The sequence below is a fragment of the Nonomuraea africana genome (assembly GCF_014873535.1).
In the GTDB taxonomy this organism is placed as follows: domain Bacteria; phylum Actinomycetota; class Actinomycetes; order Streptosporangiales; family Streptosporangiaceae; genus Nonomuraea; species Nonomuraea africana.
Genome location: NZ_JADBEF010000001.1, coordinates 6293262 through 6310534 on the forward strand (window position 1 = coordinate 6293262; position 17273 = coordinate 6310534).

The following is a 17273-nucleotide window of genomic DNA, read 5'->3' on the forward strand; positions in this document are numbered from 1 at the left end:
CTTCACGTGACGACGTAACGGTGGGCACCGGAGTCCGGCTGGAGTGGCGTGCTTGGACGGGGCTCAGCCGGTGACGGCGGTGGGCTTCACTCCGCTTGCCGTACAGGAACTAAATGGAGGAGAGCGCCGAGCGGAGGCCGGACAGGCCGATCGGGCCGAGGTTGAGCGCGGCGGTGTGCCACTGCTTGAGGTCGAAGCCCGGCCTGCGCGCGGCCTCGGCGCGGGCCTCGAGCCACGCGCGCTCGCCCAGCTTGTACGAGATCGCCTGCGCCGGCCAGCCGAAGTACCTGACGATCTCGGGGTGCACGGTGTGCGCCACCGCGCGCCCGCGCTCCCTCAGCACCTCGCACGCCTTCTCGAAGCTCCAGCGCGAGCCGTCGGGCAGCGGCAGGTCCAGGTGGACGCCGATGTCGATCACCACGCGGGCGGCGCGCAGCGCGGAGTCGGTCAGCATGCCGAGACGGGTGCCCGGCTCGGTGTGCCAGCCCAGCTCGTCGGCCAGGCGCTCGGCGTACAGCGCCCAGCCCTCGCCGTGCCCGCTCACCCAGGAGAACTTGGCATACCGCGACAGCCTGTCGCCCGCCACGGTGACCGCGCCGAGCTGCAGGTGGTGTCCTGGCACGCCCTCGTGGAAGACGGTCGACAGCTCGCTCCAGGTCGCGAACCTCTCCCTGCCGCCGACCGGCCACCATGTGCGTCCCGGACGCGACAGGTCCTCGCTCGGCGCGGTGTAGTAGGCCGAGCCGGACGTCGAGCCGGGCGCCAGCGTCACGTCGATCGTGCGCAGCGGCTCGGCGATGTCGAAGTGTGTGCCGTGCAGCGCCGCGATGGCGCCGTCATGCTTCTCCTTGAGCCAGGCGAGGAAGGCCTCGGCGCCGACGACGTACTGCGTCGCGTTGAGGTGGGCGATCGCCTCGTCGACGCTCGCTCCCGGCAGGATCGCGTCGGCCTCCTGCCGCATCTCCTCCTCGATCCGCTCCAGCTCCGCCCAGCCCCACTGGTAGGCGTCGACCAGGTCGAGGTCGGCGCCGAGGTTCAGCCTGGCGGCCACCGCGTAGCGCTCGGCCCCCACGGCGTCGCGCTCGGCTGCCTTCGGCGCGTACTCCTCACGCAGGTAACGAGCCGCGTCCGCGTAGCCCTGGTGGGCCAGGGCGGCGGCCTTGGCGAGCTCACCGGCCAGCGGGCCGTCGCCGTAGGAGGCGACGAGGGCGTCGTGGGTGCCGGCGTACTTCTCCGCCGCGCCCGCGCCCTCCACCGCCTGCCGCCGCGCCGCCACCAGGCCGCGCCTGATGCCCTCGTTCAGCGAGGTCTGCCAGCTCGCCAGCATCTCGGGCACCGCCGCGAGGTGCGCGGCCACCTTGCGCCACTGCTCGTCGCCGCCGGTGGGCAGCAGGTCGATGCTGTCCCTGACGCTGGACAACAGGCCGAACGGGCTGCTGAGGTCGGCGTACTGCTCGCCGGTCTCATACCAGGCGGCATGCGCCTCGAGGCGCTCGCGCAGGTGGCTCGCGGCCCTGCGGTCGTCGTCGTTCTCTGGCTCGAGGGTGTCGAGCTTGGCGAGCGTGGACTTCAGCAGGTCGTGCCGAGCCGCGTGCCCGTCGGGGCTGTAGTCGGTGGAAACGCCGAAGTCACCCGAGATGCCCATGTAGACGGCGTCCACGGGGTCGAGCTCGGCCGACCTGGTGATGTGCTCATCGCACAGCCGGAAAATCGGTGTCATTCCGGCAAAGGTACAGAGCGGCTTCCCCCTGGTCATTTCCTTTACGGCCGCCGCCCTACCTGACCACGAACCCCCGCCAGACGACCCGCCGCCGGTTGTGCACCGGCCACTCACCCGTCCTGACGCCGGAGTGCACCATGACCACCAGCGCGACGCCCATACCGCCGACCACCAGCACACCCATGAGCAGCATGAGGATGTGTCCGAGAACCATGACGGGCTCCTTCTAGTTGAAAATTAAACTAGAAGCCTCAACCGGCACCGGCCCTCCCGCATTCCCCGCGTCCGCCGTGGTGGATCGGCGCGTCAATAGTCCCCGTCCTCGCCTTCACCCTTCCCCGGCGTTCCGAGTGACCGGGACCCCACGTGCCGTCCGCCGGTCGGCGCCGATGCCGTTCAGGAAGAGTCGCGCCAGGGCAAGGCCGTACGCGCCCGACCGGGCACGCCGTTGATCACCATCCGATGGTAAGAAGATGCCAGCGAGGTCTGCATCAAGCCGCATGGGCCGTGCGTCAAGTTGCAACGGCCCTGCATCCGCCCTAGCGTACCACGAAGATCGTCTGCACGCATTCGTGCCCGGCGCTGAGACCGCACAACCAGGGGAGAAATGAAGGCTGCAATGCAGCGGTCGACTCTTTTAACCGGACGGATTATCAGCGCCGGTCCCGCCGCCGCGCGGGGAGTTGCATGACCGCTTCCATTCCTGTTGTTCTGGTGAGCGACATTCCGTCGATACGTGATGCGCCATTTCACATTGTCGAGATCTTCACGGCGGCGCAGGTGATCCAGCATAAGGGCGAACTGGCCACCGGCGTTCACATCGCCATCGTGGACCCTGGCCTGGAGCCCGGCGACCAGGACATAATTTCAGCGCTGTATCTGCGCAACGCCGGCAAGACGGCGGTGGTCGGCAATCCCGAACTCGTCCCCGGCGACCTCATGGAGCCGATCCACGAACTCATGACGCACTGCCTGTCCACTTCGACACCTGTTCAGACGGAGGTTCTCCTTATGGAAGACGCGATGCCGCTATACGGAGACATAAGCGAGATCGTAGAAGCTTTCGAAAGGCAGGCAACCTGATGGAACTGCCTCCCAAGCCCATGCGCGTGGCGCTGCTGCTCGGCGGCGCGAGCGCGGAGCGTGACGTCTCGATCGCCTCGGCGGCCCAGGTCATCCCGGCCCTGCGTGGGCGCGGCCATCGTGTGGACGTCTTCGACACCGTCAAGGGCCGGCTCGACCGCGCCGAAGAGGAGCGCGTGTTGAAGGCGAAGGTGGGATACGCGCCGCCCGACCTCGCCCAACAGCCCGTCGTGGGCATGGCGACCCGGCTGGTGGAGGAACTGCTGGGCGCGGACGTCGTCTTCCTCGCCCTGCACGGGGGTGCCGGAGAGAACGGCGTCATCCAGGCGATCCTCGACTCGGCGGGGCTGCGCTACACCGGCAGCGGCCACCTCGCCAGCGCCATCGCCATGGACAAGGATCTGAGCAAGCGGCTGTTCCGCGCGGCGGGCGTGCCCACTCCTGACTGGCTGCTGCTGGGGTCGGGCGGCGATCCGGACAACATCCCCTTCGAGATCACCGCCAGCGATCCGCTGATCGTCAAACCGAACGCGCAGGGGTCCACCATCGGCCTCACTCTGGTGAAGAAGCCGCAGGACCTGCACGACGCCGTAAGGGCCGCGCGGGTGCACGACGCCGATGTGCTGATCGAGCGCTTCGTGCCCGGACGGGAATTCGTCATCGGCGTTCTCGACGGAAAGCCGCTGGCCGTCGGGGAAATCAAACTCCGTGACAAGGAGATTTTCGACTACGAGGCCAAGTACCAGGTCGGCGGCGCTCTGGAGATCTTCCCTGCCGACATTTCCCGCGAATTGACGGCCGAACTGCAGGAGCTCGCGGTCAGGGCTCATGAGAGCCTCAAGCTCGACTCCTACAGCCGCGTGGACTTCCGGCAGGACGAGGAGGGGCGCCTCTGGTGCCTGGAGGTGAACACGTTGCCCGGACTGACCGCCACCAGCCTCTTTCCGCAGTCGGCACAAGCGTCGGGAATCGCTTTCCCCGAGCTCTGCGAGCGTATCTGCCGATCGGCGATGCGTGGATGACGGCCGTCGAATTCGAGCACGTCGTCATCAGGGAGAATGGCGATGCCCTGGTGGACCTCCGTGACTACCCGTTCGATCTGTGTCCCGCCTACTTTCACCGGGGCCTGTCACCGACCAGCGCGATGTATTTACGGCGCGCAGTAGCCGACATGCTGCTCGACATTCAGCGCGACCTGGCTCCGTTGACCTTCAGGATCTGGGACGGTTACCGGCCGCGCTCCGTGCAGAGCAACATCTACCTGGATTACCTCGCGACCCTTCGAACCGCCCACCCGGAGAAGGAAGAGGCCGAACTGAGGAAGGAGGCGGAGATCTTTGTCACCGAGCCCGCGAATCCGCGACGCATCCCGCCCCATTCCACCGGCGGGGCAGTGGACTTGACGCTGGTGGACCGGGCCGGTCACGAGCTTGACCTGGGGACGCCGTTCGACCATTTCGGGCCCGAGTCGGCGGCTCTCTATTTCGAGGAACACGCCGGAAGTCCCCGTGTCAGGGACAACCGGCGAAGGTTGAGGGACGCCATGATCGGTGCGGGCTTCCGTTGTGACGCTGACGAGTGGTGGCATTTCGACTTCGGCAGCCAGATCTGGGCGGCGCACCACAACCAGCCGGAGGCCTGCTACGGCGAGATCGATGAGCGTGATCTGCGCCCTTCGTGAGCGTGACGCGGGGCGGGTGGGCAACGGCGGGGCGTGAGCTTGGTCACGAGCCCGGGCATCTTGCGCCGCCCCGAGCGCGCCGATAGCGTACGTCCGTCGATCACATGAAGGAGGTGAGGAGTCGCATGTTCCCCGTTTCGCTTTCGCGCTCCCACCGGACCCAGGTGTCCGCCTGACGGGAGCGCTCCTTCCACAGGAGATCCCTTGACCGAACCGGTCTTCCGCGCACTCGCCGACGAGAGCGAGTTCGCCCTTTTCGACAGCATCACCACCCTGCCCACGTCCGGTGTCGGACAGCGCATGCGCCCCTTCCGGGAACTGGCCGCCGAAGGCGAGTACCGGCCGGAGTGGGTCTGGATCGCCCAGCGGGGCGAGCGGGTCGTCGCCAGGGCCGCCTTCAGCGCCCCACACCGCGCGGAGCATCCGTGGGGCCTCGACTACTTCGACTTCGACACCGTGGAGAACGGCGCCGCCCTGCTCAAGGCCGCCTACGCCGCGCTCGTCACTCCCGACTACCACTCACCGATCGGCCCGCGGCCGGAGTACAACCTCCTGCTGCCCGCGGACTGGCGCGAGCGTCCCGACGCCTTCGCCGAGGCCAACGCCCGCATCCAGGCCGCGGAGAAGGCGGGACTGACCTTCCACGTCGAGCGGCTCAACCTGCGCTGGATCCCCGAGTACGGCCTGCCGTCCCGCTCGACCAGGCTCACCTTCACCCCTGTCACGGACGAACAGGTCCTGCTGGACCTGATGGTCCACATCGTCACCGGCAGCCTGGACGCGGGGGACCAGGCGGACCTGCGCAGCATGTCGCCCAAGGAGGTCGCGGCTCACCTCATGGCCATGGTCGGCGGCATGCCCGGCGGACGCGACAGGTGGCGGCTGGCCTACAACGCGGCGGGCGAGCTGGTCGGCATGGTGATGCCCACCCGCAACGACCGCTCGGCGACGACCGGCTACATCGGCGTCGACCACCGGCACCGCGGCCACGGCTACGCGTACGACCTGCTGGCCGAGGCGATGCACATCTTCGCCGAGGAGGGCGAACCTCTCATCATCGACAACACCGACGTCGGCAACCACCCGATGGCGGCCACCTTCGAACGCATCGGATACGAGGTGACCGGGCGGCGCATTGTGATGACGTGAGGCCTGGCGTGATCGCGCTCGTTTCCACTCGCGTCGACGCTCTGCTGATGTCGAGCGGTATCGCTGCTCGGATAGCGCTGAGCCGCGGGTGCGTGTGGCATGGAGTGCCGTCACGCCCACAGATCGGTGGCGCTGATCACCGGGCAGCCCAGGAGCTCGGTGAGTACGTCGCGCTGATGAGCCGTCAGCGGATTGCGGAAGATGACGACGTCGGCGTCGGTCTCCTCGCGAGCAAGTGCGATCTCCCGCACCTTGCCACCACTCACCAGCGTGCGGGACGAGTAGGGCCGGTCCATCGCCTTCACGCCGCCGTCGGACACCCCTCGGCGCTGCACGAAGCGCCCGACCACGTGAGCACCGAGGGCCGTCACGGAGTCGGCGAGTGCGGCCATGAGCGCGGCATGCTGCTTCTCCTTGGCGGAGAAGTAACCGACGACAAGGACGTCCGCGCCGGCCAGCCCTTCGGGTGAGAAGTCCGGCCGCCCTTCCAAGGGCCGGATGTTCCGCGAAGAGCGACGGGGCCGCCGTCGGCGTCGATGCGGTTTCACGATCGACACGGTAGCGATCGAACGACGAGTGTTCACGCCAACCAGGCATACGGCGCGATCAGCCTGACACAACACCGAGCGCCGTATCGCTCACGCCCGGCGTGCGCGAGGCACACGACTGCCCCTGCAACCTCCGCGAAAGGGCCTTGCAACCCGAATTAGCTAGAAATAGGCACACACCAGGACAAAGCGGATATGAAAGGAATGATCCATCATGCTCAACCTCAAGAACGCTCTGACCGCCACCGCCATCGTGGCCTCCGCCTTCGCCGTCCCCGTGACGATGTCTGCTCAGGCGGCCGGCGCGAGCACCGGCACCGTGGTCGAGACCGCCACCGCGCCCGTCAAGGCCTCCATGGCTGACGACTGTTACCGCTATCACGGCAAGTGGCATTGCAAGAAGCCAGACCATAGCTACGGCGGTAACCTCCAGATCAACCGCAACGACACGAAGGATTACCCCTGTAGCAACAACCAGATCAATCACAACGACGAGCGCTACCAGGGTCGCGACTGTGGCGACCACTACAAGAAGGATGGCGACGGAAGCAACCATCAGATCAACCACAACTACTAGTGGCTCATCGTCGCCACGCCAAGGGCGACATCCGTAGGCCCATCGGAGATCCTCCTGGGCCTACGGTATCGCGTACGCGGCGCGCGTGCGCTGACGACTGCGGCGCCGCCGCCGTCGTCGGCGGACCTGCCCCGGCGCGCGGCCGAGGTGATCGCCGGCCAGTTCGACGCGGTCATGGCGGCGGCCGAGGGTCGGGGCGCCGGCCCGACTGGCAACACGTCCGAAGGGCCCCGGCGCGCCCGCCCCCAACCGAAGGCCCTTCGAGCGAGGGCCTTCCTGGGGTCCTGCGTCCGAAGGTTCTTCAGGAGAAGACGTGGTCGACGACTCTGGCTGTTGCCTTGCCGTCGTCTCGCGGGGCGTACGTGGCCCTGAACGCCTCGTACCGGTCCGCGTGCGCCGCCGCCACCGTGTCGATCGACCGCAGGGCCGCCACGACCTCCGCCGACTTCGACAGCAACGGCCCAGGAGCCTGCGCCGCCAGGTCCAGGTACAGCCCCCGCTTCGACGAGTACTTCTCCAGGTCGTAGGTGAAGAAGACGATCGGCCGTCCGGTCGCCACGAAGTCGAACATCGACGACGAGTAGTCGGTGACCAGCACGTCCGCCACCAGGAGGAGGTCGGACATGTCGGGGTAGGTGGTGACGTCGTGGGCCACGTCACCGGGCACCAGCGGCATCGCCTGCATGGGGTGCGCCCGCACCAGGAGTTCGTGGTCGGCCCCGAGCTCGGCCCTCGCCAGCGACAGGTCCAGCTTGATCGTGCTGTTCTTCCTGTCGTAGTCGCGCCACGTCGGCGCGTACAGCACGACCTTCTTGCCCTCGATCAGCCCCAGCCGTCGCCGTACGGCAGCGGCCAGCTCCTCCCTGTCGGGTGAGGTGAGGACGTCGTTGCGCGGCAGCCCGCTCTCCAGCACCTCGCCCTTGTACCCGAACGCCTCGCGCAGCACGGGGGTGGCCCACGGCGACTGGGACAGCAGCACGTCCCAGCCGCGCACCTCGGCCGCCTGGCGGTGCCAGACCGGCGGGCGGGGGTCGCGGGACATGTGCGGCAGGTCGTTGCCGATGCGCTTGGCGGGCGTGCCGTGCCAGGTCTGGACGACGACCTGGTCGTCTCGTGCCCTGAACCAGGTGGGCAGGAAGGCGTTGGTCACGATGTGCCGGGAACGTGCCAGGGCCGCGTGGTGCTCGCGGCTGCCCGCGCGGACCACGGTGGCGGGCCCCGGCGGCACGAAGGCGCCGTCCTTGACGATCCAGATGTGCTCGCGGTCGTCTCCGCGCCGCAGCCGCTCCTCGTAGATCGCGCGGACGCTGTCGGCGTAGTGGCGGCCGTCGTTGACCACGTAGACGGTCGACTCGCGCAGTGGCTCGGCGCGCTGGGCCGGGTAGTAGACGCGGCGCAGCACGTGGGTGCCCGCGACGCCCTTCTCGTCGGCGGGGCGCGACTCCTCGGCCATCAGCACGGGCACGTCGAAGCGGGTGGAGACGAACCGGTAGCCGCGACCGGCGAAGAAGTGCTGCGACTCGTCCAGCGTGGGCAGCGCCGCGTGCGAGACCCGCACGGGGACGATCTCGCCCGTGGGGTGGCGCACCGACAGGTTCCAGGTGCCCGACGGCATCGGGACGCGCTCCCCGAACCGCTCCATCTCGGACGGCGAGAGCCGTACCGTGAAGTCGCCGCCGGAGCGTGCCATCTCGGCGTGGAACATCAGCCCCGAGCGGTGCCTGAGCGAGAGCCGGCGCGGCCCCTCGACGTCGGGGTACTCGCCGCGCAGTTCGAGCACGGCGCCGTCCCACGCGGCGGAGGTGATCACCGGCCTGATCCGGTGCGCGGAGACGACGACGCGGTCGCGCCGGTCGCCGAGCACGGTGATCTCCCGGTCGCCGACCTGTGCCCTGGTCTCCTCCAGCGCGTCGCCGAGCATGACGGAGGCCGCGGGGTCGCCCTTGGGCTCGACCCACAGCCGCCGTCCGTCCTTCTCCTGCAGCAGAGCGGGTACGGCCAGCGTCACGAGCACGTTGGTGCCGCCCTCGACGGGCTGGAAGTCGGCGTGCATGCGGTGCCCACCGAGCCTGGCGTGGCCCTTGGTGCAGGTCCGTCCGGGCAGGAAGACGGTCAGTTCGAGGCGCTCGCCGTCGAGCCGTACCCCGGTCAGCTCGGCCCTGTTCGGCTGGAGCACGACCTGGAGCGCCCGGTCGGAGGTCCAGACCGGACGCACCCACCAGCGCGGCTTGATCCGCAGCCCCGCGGGCCGCTCGGTCCTGCCGAGGGAGGCGCCGCGCAGCAGGCCAGTGGCCCTGGCGCCGCGCGACCAGAACACGATCTCCGCGCGCCACGTGGTGGTGTCCTGGACGGCGGGCCTGTGGCGCATCTTGCGCCGCACCGCGGAGACGGCGGCGCGCAGCGACGAGCGCCAGCGCAGCGGCCACGGGCTCAGGGTGGCGGTGAAGCCCGACCAGTCGTAGTTGCACCCGGGCTCGCGGGCGGCGTGGGTGGCCTCGGGCGCGAGGGTGCGGCGGGTGCGCATCCGCACGGGCGGCAGCCAGCGGGGGCCGCGCAGCACGACGGTCGCCCGGTTGAAGCGGCGGCTGCGCACCGACAGGCCGGCGAGGTAGGCGTAGCCGTCGACGCGGAGTCTGCCGTGCTCCCAGACGATGTCGTCGATCTGGGTGACGGGCACCAGGTCGGAGCGGCGCAGCCGGTAGAGGTCGTGCGGAAGCTCGTCGGCGAAGGGCAGATCGGCGTACCAGCGCAGGCCCTTGCGGATGCGCTTGGACGGCTCGGCGGCGGCCGTGATGACCTTGGTGAGGGCGTCGCCGTCGATCAGCTCGGCGTCGGGGCGGTGCTCGACCAGGTGGTAGGCGAGCCTGCGCGCGACGGGCAGGTCGCGCTTGACGCCCTGGTCGACCTCGGCCAGGTACGGCCTGAACAGGGCGACCAGTTCGCGCCTGCGGGCGGCGCCGCGCTTGGCGGCCTGGTCGAAGCGCTGGCCGAGCGAGCCGCTCAGCACCTCGGCGTCGAACGCGCGCCGTTCGTCAGGTGGCAGCCCCGCTGACCGGACGGTCCGCATGATCACATCCAGCGGCTCCCCCCGGTCACAGAGGTCCTGGACAACCCTCAGGCGCTCGGCGACGACGTCGCCGGTCGGGGTGGCCATGAAGGGGCACCGCCTTTCGGACCCGGAAACAGGTGGGCACGGTCCCTCGCTATGGTAATGCGCGTCACATGCCACAAATCCGCAAAAAGCGTGTCATGCCAGGTCAGTAGGTTTCTGAAAGTCCCCTGAAGGCAACCATCGGGCCCGTCGCATGTCGACCCTCTCGCCGCGCAACGGCATGTCCTCCTCGCGCCAGTGCTCCAGCGCCCTGTCGAGCAGCCCCGCCGCCGCCGTTCCGTCGGCGTGCACGACCCGCCACCACGGCACGCCGCCGCCCCAGGTGGACATGACCGCGCCCACCTGTCGGGGGCCGCCCTCCCCGAGATATTCGGCGATGTCGCCGTAGGACATCACCTGGCCGGGCGGGATGCGCTCGACGACGTCGAGCACCCGCTCCCCGTACGGGCTCACCATGCGGCAGGGCCCTCGAGGAGGATCTCGTCGATCTTGCCGATCGGGTCGCCGTCGACCTCGATGACGCCGTCGCGCAGGTAGTAGTGCTCGCCGTCCTCGCCGAGCAGGCGACCGCCGAGCACCGCGGCCAGCCGGACGAGCTGGGCGACGTCCCAGTCCGAGGAGGGGCGGCCGACGACGCGCTCGCGCCAGTGCGCGACGGGACGCGGCTCGTCGCCCGCGACGATCTCACCCTGGTCGCGCAGCGAGAACCCGGCGGGCGCCATCGCCTTCGCGAGCTCGGCGAAGGCGAGCGGAGACTCACGCTCCACGTGCAGCTCGTAACTCATGAGGCGGGACCATAGCCGACAAAAGCCACGATCGGGATCAGTTTCGTCGGGTTCGCTGGCTCAGCAGGGTGACCGCGCCGCCGAACGCTACCAATCCCAGCAGCACACCGCCGCCGAACAGCCACATCCGCCACGGGCTCGGCCCCGGCGGCGAGGGCAGCGGCGCCTTCTCCCCCGCGCCGAAGTGGTGGCCGTCGGGGACGGGGACGCCGCGCTGCCGTCCGACCAACTCGCCCGCCCTGGTGAGGGCGGCCGCCGCGTCCACCACACCGAAGCCGACCTTCTCGTCGTAGCCCGCGGACGGACGGGCGCGGGCGCTGCTCGAGAGGGCCTGAGCCACCTGATCAGGCGGGAGGCCGGGGTAGCGCGATTTGATCAGCGCGGCGACCCCGGACACGAGTGCGGCGGCCGCGCTGGTGCCCTTGCTGGTGCCGAGCTCGCCGTTCGCCTTCACGACCGGCACGTCCACGCCCGGCGCGGCGATCATGACGGAGAGGTTGTCGCTGCTGAAGGCGGCCCGCTTGCCCTGCCTGTCGATCGCCGACACCCCGATCACCCCCGGGTAGCCGGCGGGGAAGCTCCAGAAGGAGGTGTCGTTGGACACCGCGTAGGGGCCCTGGCCGTCGTTGCCGACGGCCGCGACGAGCACCACGCCCCTGTCGAGGGCGTAGGTGACGGCCTCGCGCTCGGACCTGCGCACGCCGTACGTGCCGATCGACATGCTGACGACCTTGGCGCCGCGGTCCACGGCGTAGCGGATCGCCCTGGCCAGCGGGCTCTCCCTGCCGGACTCCATGTCCTCCTCCGGCGGGACGGCCCCGCCGCCGAGCGGCTCGTCCACGGTGATCGGCACCGACAGGATGCGCGACTCCGGGGCGACGCCGACGAAGCCGCCCTTCTCCCCCGAGGCGGCGATGAGCCCCGCCATCGCGGTGCCGTGCTCGCCGGGGGCGACGCTCTCGCGGTCGAAGACAGAGGTGGTCATGTCGGGGGCGACCGTCACCTTGCCCTTGAGCCCAGGCGTCTGCGGGGCCACGGCGCTGTCGACCACCGCGACCGTGACGCCCGCCCCCTTGCTGACCGACCAGGCCTGCTCGGCGTTGATCGCGGTCAGCACCCACTGCTGCTGCTCGCGGTCGGGTGGCGCGGCTGTGCCGTACAGCATCAGCGCGGCGGCCAGCAGCGACCGCACGGCGGTCAGCACGCGTTCCCCTGGGTGCAGCGCGGGACCTTGGGCGGCTCGGCGAGGAAGAAGGCGATCTGCCCGCCGACGGACCTGGCGGCCGGCCAGAGCTCGCTGTGCAGGATCTCCTCGGCCGGTACGGCGGCGCGCGTGCGGCCGTCGGTGTAGGCCGCCGCGGAGAAGACGATGTACGGCCCGGCGCCCACCCAGCCGTTGCGCTGGCGCTGGTCGAGGCCGAAGCGCTCGGTCACGGTGCCGGGGAAGGCGACGGGCAGCACGCCCACCCTGTCGTCGACCGAGAGCTCGTCGGTGGCCGCCACCCTGGACTCCTCGTCCTTGAGCACCGCCACGCCCACGGTGAACATGAACATCGCGCTCTGGTCGATGTAGGTGGCACGCAGCATCGTCACGCAGCCGTGCTCCTCGAGCACCTTGCCCACCGCGTTGTCGGCCGCCGCGGCGCACGCGCTCTCCGGCGCGATGCCGACCCTCCTGGCGTACTGCTGCGCCTCGTCGAGCCCCTGGTAGGCGACCTCCTCGGGGAAGACGCCGGTGGCCGGCCACGCCTGCCACCGCCTGGCGACCTCCTCCTGCTTGTAACGCGTCTGCTCGGCGACCGTGAGGGGCCTGGACCTGCTCTCGGCGACGAGGCCGACGGTGCCGAGGAGCACCACGACCGCGGACAGCGTCACGATGCAGCCGAGGATGCCGACAAAAAGTGCGCGAAACCGGACGCCCTGCGCCAGTGCCGCTCGCTCGGCCCGCTCCTTGGCCGCCTGTGCGTTCATGCGCCCCGTGGCCGCCGGCCATGAGCGCACGCGCGAGCGCCGGGTCACGGGGGCGCCGAGCGGGGATCCGCCCCTCGCCACCTGCCCGGTTCGGGGCAGCCCGGAGACCGGCCGCCTGCGTGCCCGCCCTGACGTGTCCCCCACCGCTCCTCACTCAACTCGGTCGTGCCGGTGCCCTACGAGGCACCGATGCCCCGTTTTGCGCGTTTCTCCTCTGTAATTCGTCCCCCCAGCGACGCGGATCATGCGTCCTGCGGATTGTCTGCCCGGCGTGTCCGCTTGACCAGGGCCGCCAGCACCAGGACAGCTGTGAGCGCGGCGACGGCCGCGGCGGCGGCGATGGAGCCGTAGAGGGCCACGCGCCGGTGGTCGCGGTGGACCACCTGCACCGGACCCGCCGCCCCGCCGAGCGACCGAGCGGGGTCATGGGCGTCCTCTCCCCTGGCGGTGAGCGTGTGCCCGGACAGCTTCGCCGCCTCCGCGAGCGCTCCCGCCGCGTTGACGACGCCGAACCCGGTGCCGGTGTCGTAACCGCCCGAGGGGCGCTGGGAGGCGCCCCTCGTCAGAGCCTGCGACACCATCGCGGGTGACATGCGGGGATACCTGGCCTTGATGAGCGCCGCGACCCCTGACACCAGGGCGCTGGCCTGCGAGGTGCCCCTGCCCACCCAGTACTCGTCGCCGGGTCCGGCCCCCAGGATGTCGACACCGGGAGCGGCCAGCAGCACCGAGGGGTTCCAGTTGGAGAAGGAGGCGCGGCGCAGCCCGCTGTCGGTGGCGGCCACCGAGACCACCCCGGGGAAGGCCGCAGGATAGGAATAGGGCGCGAAACCGCTGGCCGCGGGCTTGCGGGCGCCGTCGTTCCCCGCGGCGGCCACCAGGACGACACCCTTGGAGATCGCGTAGCGGACGGCCTCGCGCTCCTTCTGGGTGGCCAGCTCCTTGGAGATCGACATGTTGACCACCTGGGCGCCCTGGTCGACGGCGTACCTGATGCCCTCGGCCACCACGTCCTCGTAGCGCTTGGCGGTGTTGAACTGGCCGAACCCCGGCTCCTCCTCCTCGAGGATCACCCTGACGGAGAGGATCCTGGCGCGGGGGGCGACCCCGATGACGCCGTGGGCGTTGCCGGGGCCGTGGCCGTGGCCGGCGATGAGGGAGGCCATGTAGGTGCCGTGCACCCGCAGCGGCGCCACGCCGTCGGGGTTGGCGCCGACGGTGTAGTCGGTGCCGACGGTCACCGAGCCCGCCAGGTCGCGGTGGTCGGGATCGACGCCCGAGTCGAGGACGGCCACGGTCACGCCCTCGCCCTTGCTCGTCTTCCACGCCTCGGGCAGCCGCAGGGTCTTGATCACCTGCTGCTGGCTGTCGCGCACCTCGTCGGCGTGGGCGGGCGGCGTCACGAGCAGCGCCAGCGCCAGCGCGAGAGCCACCCGCCTCAGCACTGCCACGCCCTGGTGCCGCATTCGGGCATGCGCGGGGTGCTCAGCTCGGCCAGGACGTGCTCACCCAGGTCGGCGGCGAAGGAGAACACCGCGGGCCGCTGCTCTCCGACCGCCCGCGCGGAGCGCCCGTCCACCTGCCCCGCGGTCGTCAGCACGACGTAGGGCCCGGCCTGCCGTACCGACCCCGCCTGACGGCCCGCCGCGGTGAACCGGTCGGTCACCGTGCCCTCGAAGGCCAGCGGTCGCACCCCTGGGACCGGCTTGCCCGAGGCGGAGAAGACCTTCTTCGCCCGTACGGCCCGCAGCTCGTCGGGGAGCGCGACCACGCCCACGGTCACGACCACACCCTGCAGGGCGTCCAGGTAGGTGGCCCTGAGGACCGCCCTGCACCCCGCCCTGCGCAGCGCGGCCTCGGCCTTCCTGTCGACCGAGCCCGCGCAGTCCGTCTTCGTGGATATGCCCACCCGGCGTGCGCGTTCCTCGCCACCCTGTTCCGCGTAGTAGACCAGGGTGGCGGGGAAGATCCGTCCGGCGGGCCAGCTGCGCCAGCGTTCGGCGATCTCCTGTTTCGCCGCCCGCTCCAGCTCCGCCTGCGTCGGGCCCCGAGTGAGCTCGGCGCCCGCCGCACTGGCCGCGATGCCCGCGGTGATCGCGCAGATCAGCGCCAACGCGGACGTCACGACCATGGCGGGCCATGCGCGTCGTTTGCTCACCACTCGACCCTAATGCGGGAGGCCGAGTGGCATCCCCCGATCCGACAGGACAGGGGCGTAGGGCCTCCTCTTCCTGAAGTGAATCCTGATGTGGGTCCTGATCGCGCGGTGGCCGCACGCCCTTGACGAGGACCAGCGACACAGGACAACCGGGGCTTGCAGCTTGTTGACGCAACACATCAGGGACGCCGCACTGCGGCGTCCCTGATTGGTGTGTCGTCAGTCGTGATCAGTAGCTGGGCAGGCTGGGGTCGACGGTCTTCACCCAGCTGAGCACGCCCCCGCCCACGTGGACGGCGTCGGAGAAGCCGGCGTTCTTCACGATGGCCAGCGCCTCGGCCGAGCGGGCGCCCGACTTGCAGTGGAGCACGATGCGCTTGTCCTGTGGCAGCTTCTCCAGCGCCGAGCCGTTGAGGAACTCGCCCTTGGGGATCAGCGTCGCGCCGGGGATCGAGACGATCTCGTACTCGTTCGGCTCGCGGACGTCGATGAGGAAGATGTCCTCGCCGCCGTCCTGCATCGCCTTGAGCTCCTGCGCGGTGATCGTCGAGCCGGAGGCGGCCTGGGCGGCCTCGTCGGAGATCGTGCCGCAGAACGCCTCGTAGTCGTCGAGCAGCTCGGTGACCGTCGGGTTCTTGCCGCACAGGACGCACTCGGGGTCCTTGCGGACCCTGACGTCGCGGTACTTCATCTCGAGGGCGTCGTAGATCATCAGGCGGCCGACGAGCGGGTCGCCGATGCCGGTGAGGAGCTTGATGGCCTCGTTGACCTGGATGGAGCCGATCGAGGCGCACAGGACGCCCAGCACGCCGCCCTCGGCGCACGACGGAACCATGCCGGGAGGCGGGGGCTCGGGGTAGAGGCAGCGGTAGCAGGGGCCGTGCTCGGCCCAGAACACGCTGGCCTGGCCGTCGAAACGGTAGATGGAGCCCCAGACGTACGGCTTGCCGAGCAGCACGGCCGCGTCGTTGACCATGTACCGCGTGGCGAAGTTGTCGGTGCCGTCGACGATGAGGTCGTAGCCGGAGAAGATCTCCATCACGTTCTCGGTCGTCAGCGCCGTGTTGTGGATCACGACGTCGACCAGGGGGTTGATCTCCCTGACGGTCGCCGCGGCGCTCTCGGCCTTGGGCCTGCCCACGTCCGACTGGCCGTGGATGATCTGGCGCTGCAGGTTGGACTCGTCAACGACGTCGAAGTCGATGATGCCGAGGGTGCCCACGCCCGCCGCCGCGAGGTACATCAGCGCGGGCGAGCCCAGGCCACCGGCGCCCACACACAGCACCTTGGCGTTCTTCAGCCGCTTCTGCCCGGCCATGCCCACGTCGGGAATGATCAGATGGCGCGAGTAGCGGCGCACTTCATCGACGGTCAGCTCGGCGGCCGGCTCGACCAGAGGTGGCAACGACACAGTTCTACGCTCCCGATTAGGGGGTCCTATCTCCATAGAAACCTAGCCGGGCAGTGGGGCATTCCCCAATCGCGTCTCAAGGATCAGACGGCGTGCCTCGGCGGCCACCGCCGCGGGCGCCTCCATCTGCGCGACATGTCCGGCGTTTCGCAGCAGGACCAGCCTGACCTGCGGGAAGGTCCGCAGCGCGCGGCGGGCCGTGGCGGGCCGGACGATGCGGTCCCTGCGGCCGTGGATGACCAGAGTGGGAGCGGCCACCCTGGCCGCCTGACGCCACAGGTTCTGCTCGCCGAGCCTGAAGTACTCCGCGACGATCCCGCGCGCCGACCCGATCAGCGCCCTCCCCGCGTACGGCAGGCCGTCCCTCCTGCGCAGTTCCTCGACGGCGTCGCGGACCCTCGCGGGGTGCACGAGGGAGGCGTCGGCGTAGCACATGGCGAGCGTGGCGTTGATGCGCTGCTCGGCGGGCAGGAAGCGGAGCCGGTCGGCCACCCACTCCCCGAGCCTGGGAGTGGCGGAGGCGGCCACGCGGGCGGGGCCGTACCTCGGGATGAGGTCGGGCAGCGCGGGCGAGACGAGCGTGAGCGAGCGCACCAGGTCGGGCCGGGTGGCCGCGACGGAGACGGCGACCGCGCCGCCCAGCGAGTTGCCGAACAGGTGGGCGGGCCCGGTGTGCTCCATCAGCGCGATGACCGCGCGGGCGTGCGCGGGGAGGGAGTAGTCGCCGTCCTCGGGAGCCGGCGAGTAGCCCGCGCCCGGCAGGTCGATGGCGTGCCCCGTCACCACGTCGCGCAGCTCGCCCATCAGGTCGGTCCAGTTGGTGGCCGAGCCCGCCAGTCCGTGCACGAAGACCGCCTGCTCCGCCGCCGTGCCCTCCGGCGTCGAGCGCACGTGCACGTCGCCGATCATGCGTCCCGGCCAGTGCGCGATGGGTCCGGTCATCGTTCGTCTCCCTTCCGTTTCCTTGACGATAACCCGCTGTTCGCCGTGGATCCGCCCACATTGCCGTTCCGACAAATGCCAACAAATCGCCATATATGCCACAGGCGCTTGTTTTGTGAAATGCAATGACGCCCTA

Annotated in this window: 17 protein-coding genes; 5 read left to right on the forward strand and 12 right to left on the reverse strand. The window is 70.0% G+C overall.

Translation table 11 applies throughout. From position 1 onward, the window contains the following. Positions 1–109: 109 nt before the first annotated feature. Together H4W81_RS29805 and H4W81_RS29810 are read right to left on the reverse strand one after the other, a co-directional pair. Positions 110–1720 carry a DUF885 domain-containing protein gene (locus tag H4W81_RS29805; protein ID WP_192777857.1) on the reverse strand — a complete coding sequence of 537 codons (1611 nt, stop codon included), beginning with the start codon at positions 1718–1720 and terminating at the stop codon, positions 110–112. A gap of 55 nt (positions 1721–1775) precedes the next feature. Further along, positions 1776–1934, reverse strand: a complete 159-nt coding sequence (locus H4W81_RS29810; RefSeq protein ID WP_192777858.1) for a hypothetical protein — start codon at positions 1932–1934, stop codon at positions 1776–1778. Between the two features lie 473 nt (positions 1935–2407). On the opposite strand from H4W81_RS29810, the gene H4W81_RS29815 reads away from it, so the two are divergent. From H4W81_RS29815 to H4W81_RS29830, 4 genes are all read left to right on the forward strand, one after another. Then, positions 2408–2803 (forward strand): hypothetical protein, encoded by a 396-nt coding sequence (locus H4W81_RS29815; protein ID WP_192777859.1) that lies wholly within the window; start codon positions 2408–2410, stop codon positions 2801–2803. 20 nt (positions 2804–2823) lie between these two features. Then, positions 2824–3825, forward strand: a complete 1002-nt coding sequence (locus H4W81_RS29820; RefSeq protein ID WP_192777860.1) for a D-alanine--D-alanine ligase family protein — start codon at positions 2824–2826, stop codon at positions 3823–3825. Next, positions 3822–4484, forward strand: coding sequence for a M15 family metallopeptidase (locus H4W81_RS29825; RefSeq protein WP_192777861.1), 663 nt, complete (start codon positions 3822–3824; stop codon positions 4482–4484). The genes H4W81_RS29820 and H4W81_RS29825 overlap by 4 nt, the downstream gene beginning before the upstream one ends. Positions 4485–4688: 204 nt before the next feature. After that, a complete protein-coding gene (locus H4W81_RS29830; RefSeq protein WP_192777862.1) occupies positions 4689–5633 on the forward strand; it encodes a GNAT family N-acetyltransferase in 945 nt (314 codons plus the stop codon). Between the two features lie 110 nt (positions 5634–5743). Here H4W81_RS29830 and H4W81_RS29835 read toward each other — a convergent pair whose 3' ends face one another. Then, positions 5744–6124 carry an HflX-like GTP-binding protein gene (locus H4W81_RS29835; protein ID WP_225958849.1) on the reverse strand — a complete coding sequence of 127 codons (381 nt, stop codon included), beginning with the start codon at positions 6122–6124 and terminating at the stop codon, positions 5744–5746. Between the two features lie 271 nt (positions 6125–6395). Between H4W81_RS29835 and H4W81_RS29840 the strand changes: the two genes are divergently transcribed. After that, a complete protein-coding gene (locus H4W81_RS29840) occupies positions 6396–6758 on the forward strand; it encodes a hypothetical protein (protein WP_192777863.1) in 363 nt (120 codons plus the stop codon). Positions 6759–7059: 301 nt separating this feature from the next. On the opposite strand, the gene H4W81_RS29845 is transcribed toward H4W81_RS29840, so the two are convergent. The 9 genes from H4W81_RS29845 to H4W81_RS29885 form a co-directional block, all read right to left on the reverse strand. Further along, positions 7060–9912, reverse strand: coding sequence for a CDP-glycerol glycerophosphotransferase family protein (locus H4W81_RS29845; protein WP_225958850.1), 2853 nt, complete (start codon positions 9910–9912; stop codon positions 7060–7062). A 93-nt stretch (positions 9913–10005) separates the two neighbouring features. Then, positions 10006–10326, reverse strand: coding sequence for an MGMT family protein (locus H4W81_RS29850; protein WP_192777864.1), 321 nt, complete (start codon positions 10324–10326; stop codon positions 10006–10008). Continuing rightward, complete coding sequence (locus H4W81_RS29855; protein ID WP_192777865.1) at positions 10320–10655, reverse strand: hypothetical protein; 336 nt, start codon at positions 10653–10655, stop codon at positions 10320–10322. The genes H4W81_RS29850 and H4W81_RS29855 overlap by 7 nt, the downstream gene beginning before the upstream one ends. A 37-nt stretch (positions 10656–10692) precedes the next feature. Then, a complete protein-coding gene (locus tag H4W81_RS29860) occupies positions 10693–11859 on the reverse strand; it encodes a S8 family serine peptidase (RefSeq protein ID WP_192777866.1) in 1167 nt (388 codons plus the stop codon). Continuing rightward, complete coding sequence (locus H4W81_RS29865) at positions 11853–12626, reverse strand: hypothetical protein (RefSeq protein WP_225958851.1); 774 nt, start codon at positions 12624–12626, stop codon at positions 11853–11855. Before H4W81_RS29865 ends, H4W81_RS29860 begins: the two co-directional genes overlap by 7 nt. Positions 12627–12868: 242 nt before the next feature. Next, positions 12869–14077, reverse strand: coding sequence for a S8 family serine peptidase (locus H4W81_RS29870; protein WP_318782032.1), 1209 nt, complete (start codon positions 14075–14077; stop codon positions 12869–12871). Next, positions 14065–14784 carry a hypothetical protein gene (locus H4W81_RS29875; RefSeq protein WP_318782033.1) on the reverse strand — a complete coding sequence of 240 codons (720 nt, stop codon included), beginning with the start codon at positions 14782–14784 and terminating at the stop codon, positions 14065–14067. Before H4W81_RS29875 ends, H4W81_RS29870 begins: the two co-directional genes overlap by 13 nt. A 229-nt stretch (positions 14785–15013) precedes the next feature. Further along, on the reverse strand, positions 15014–16195 hold the full coding sequence (moeZ, locus tag H4W81_RS29880) for an adenylyltransferase/sulfurtransferase MoeZ (RefSeq protein ID WP_192777868.1): 1182 nt from the start codon (positions 16193–16195) through the stop codon (positions 15014–15016). A 42-nt stretch (positions 16196–16237) separates the two neighbouring features. Beyond that, entirely contained in the window at positions 16238–17137 is a 900-nt protein-coding gene (locus H4W81_RS29885) for an alpha/beta fold hydrolase (RefSeq protein ID WP_192777869.1), read from the reverse strand. Positions 17138–17273: the final 136 nt, after the last annotated feature.

Excerpts from the sequence above, each read along its gene's own strand:
- H4W81_RS29805 (WP_192777857.1), bottom strand. The coding sequence starts at position 1,720 with ATGACACCGATTTTCCGGCTGTGCGATGAGCACATCACCAGGTCGGCC.
- H4W81_RS29810 (WP_192777858.1), bottom strand. The coding sequence starts at position 1,934 with ATGGTTCTCGGACACATCCTCATGCTGCTCATGGGTGTGCTGGTGGTC.
- H4W81_RS29815 (WP_192777859.1), top strand. The coding sequence starts at position 2,408 with ATGACCGCTTCCATTCCTGTTGTTCTGGTGAGCGACATTCCGTCGATA.
- H4W81_RS29820 (WP_192777860.1), top strand. The coding sequence starts at position 2,824 with ATGCGCGTGGCGCTGCTGCTCGGCGGCGCGAGCGCGGAGCGTGACGTC.
- H4W81_RS29825 (WP_192777861.1), top strand. The coding sequence starts at position 3,822 with ATGACGGCCGTCGAATTCGAGCACGTCGTCATCAGGGAGAATGGCGAT.
- H4W81_RS29840 (WP_192777863.1), top strand. The coding sequence starts at position 6,396 with ATGCTCAACCTCAAGAACGCTCTGACCGCCACCGCCATCGTGGCCTCC.
- H4W81_RS29845 (WP_225958850.1), bottom strand. The coding sequence starts at position 9,912 with ATGGCCACCCCGACCGGCGACGTCGTCGCCGAGCGCCTGAGGGTTGTC.
- H4W81_RS29850 (WP_192777864.1), bottom strand. The coding sequence starts at position 10,326 with ATGGTGAGCCCGTACGGGGAGCGGGTGCTCGACGTCGTCGAGCGCATC.
- H4W81_RS29855 (WP_192777865.1), bottom strand. The coding sequence starts at position 10,655 with ATGAGTTACGAGCTGCACGTGGAGCGTGAGTCTCCGCTCGCCTTCGCC.
- H4W81_RS29865 (WP_225958851.1), bottom strand. The coding sequence starts at position 12,626 with ATGAACGCACAGGCGGCCAAGGAGCGGGCCGAGCGAGCGGCACTGGCG.
- H4W81_RS29885 (WP_192777869.1), bottom strand. The coding sequence starts at position 17,137 with ATGACCGGACCCATCGCGCACTGGCCGGGACGCATGATCGGCGACGTG.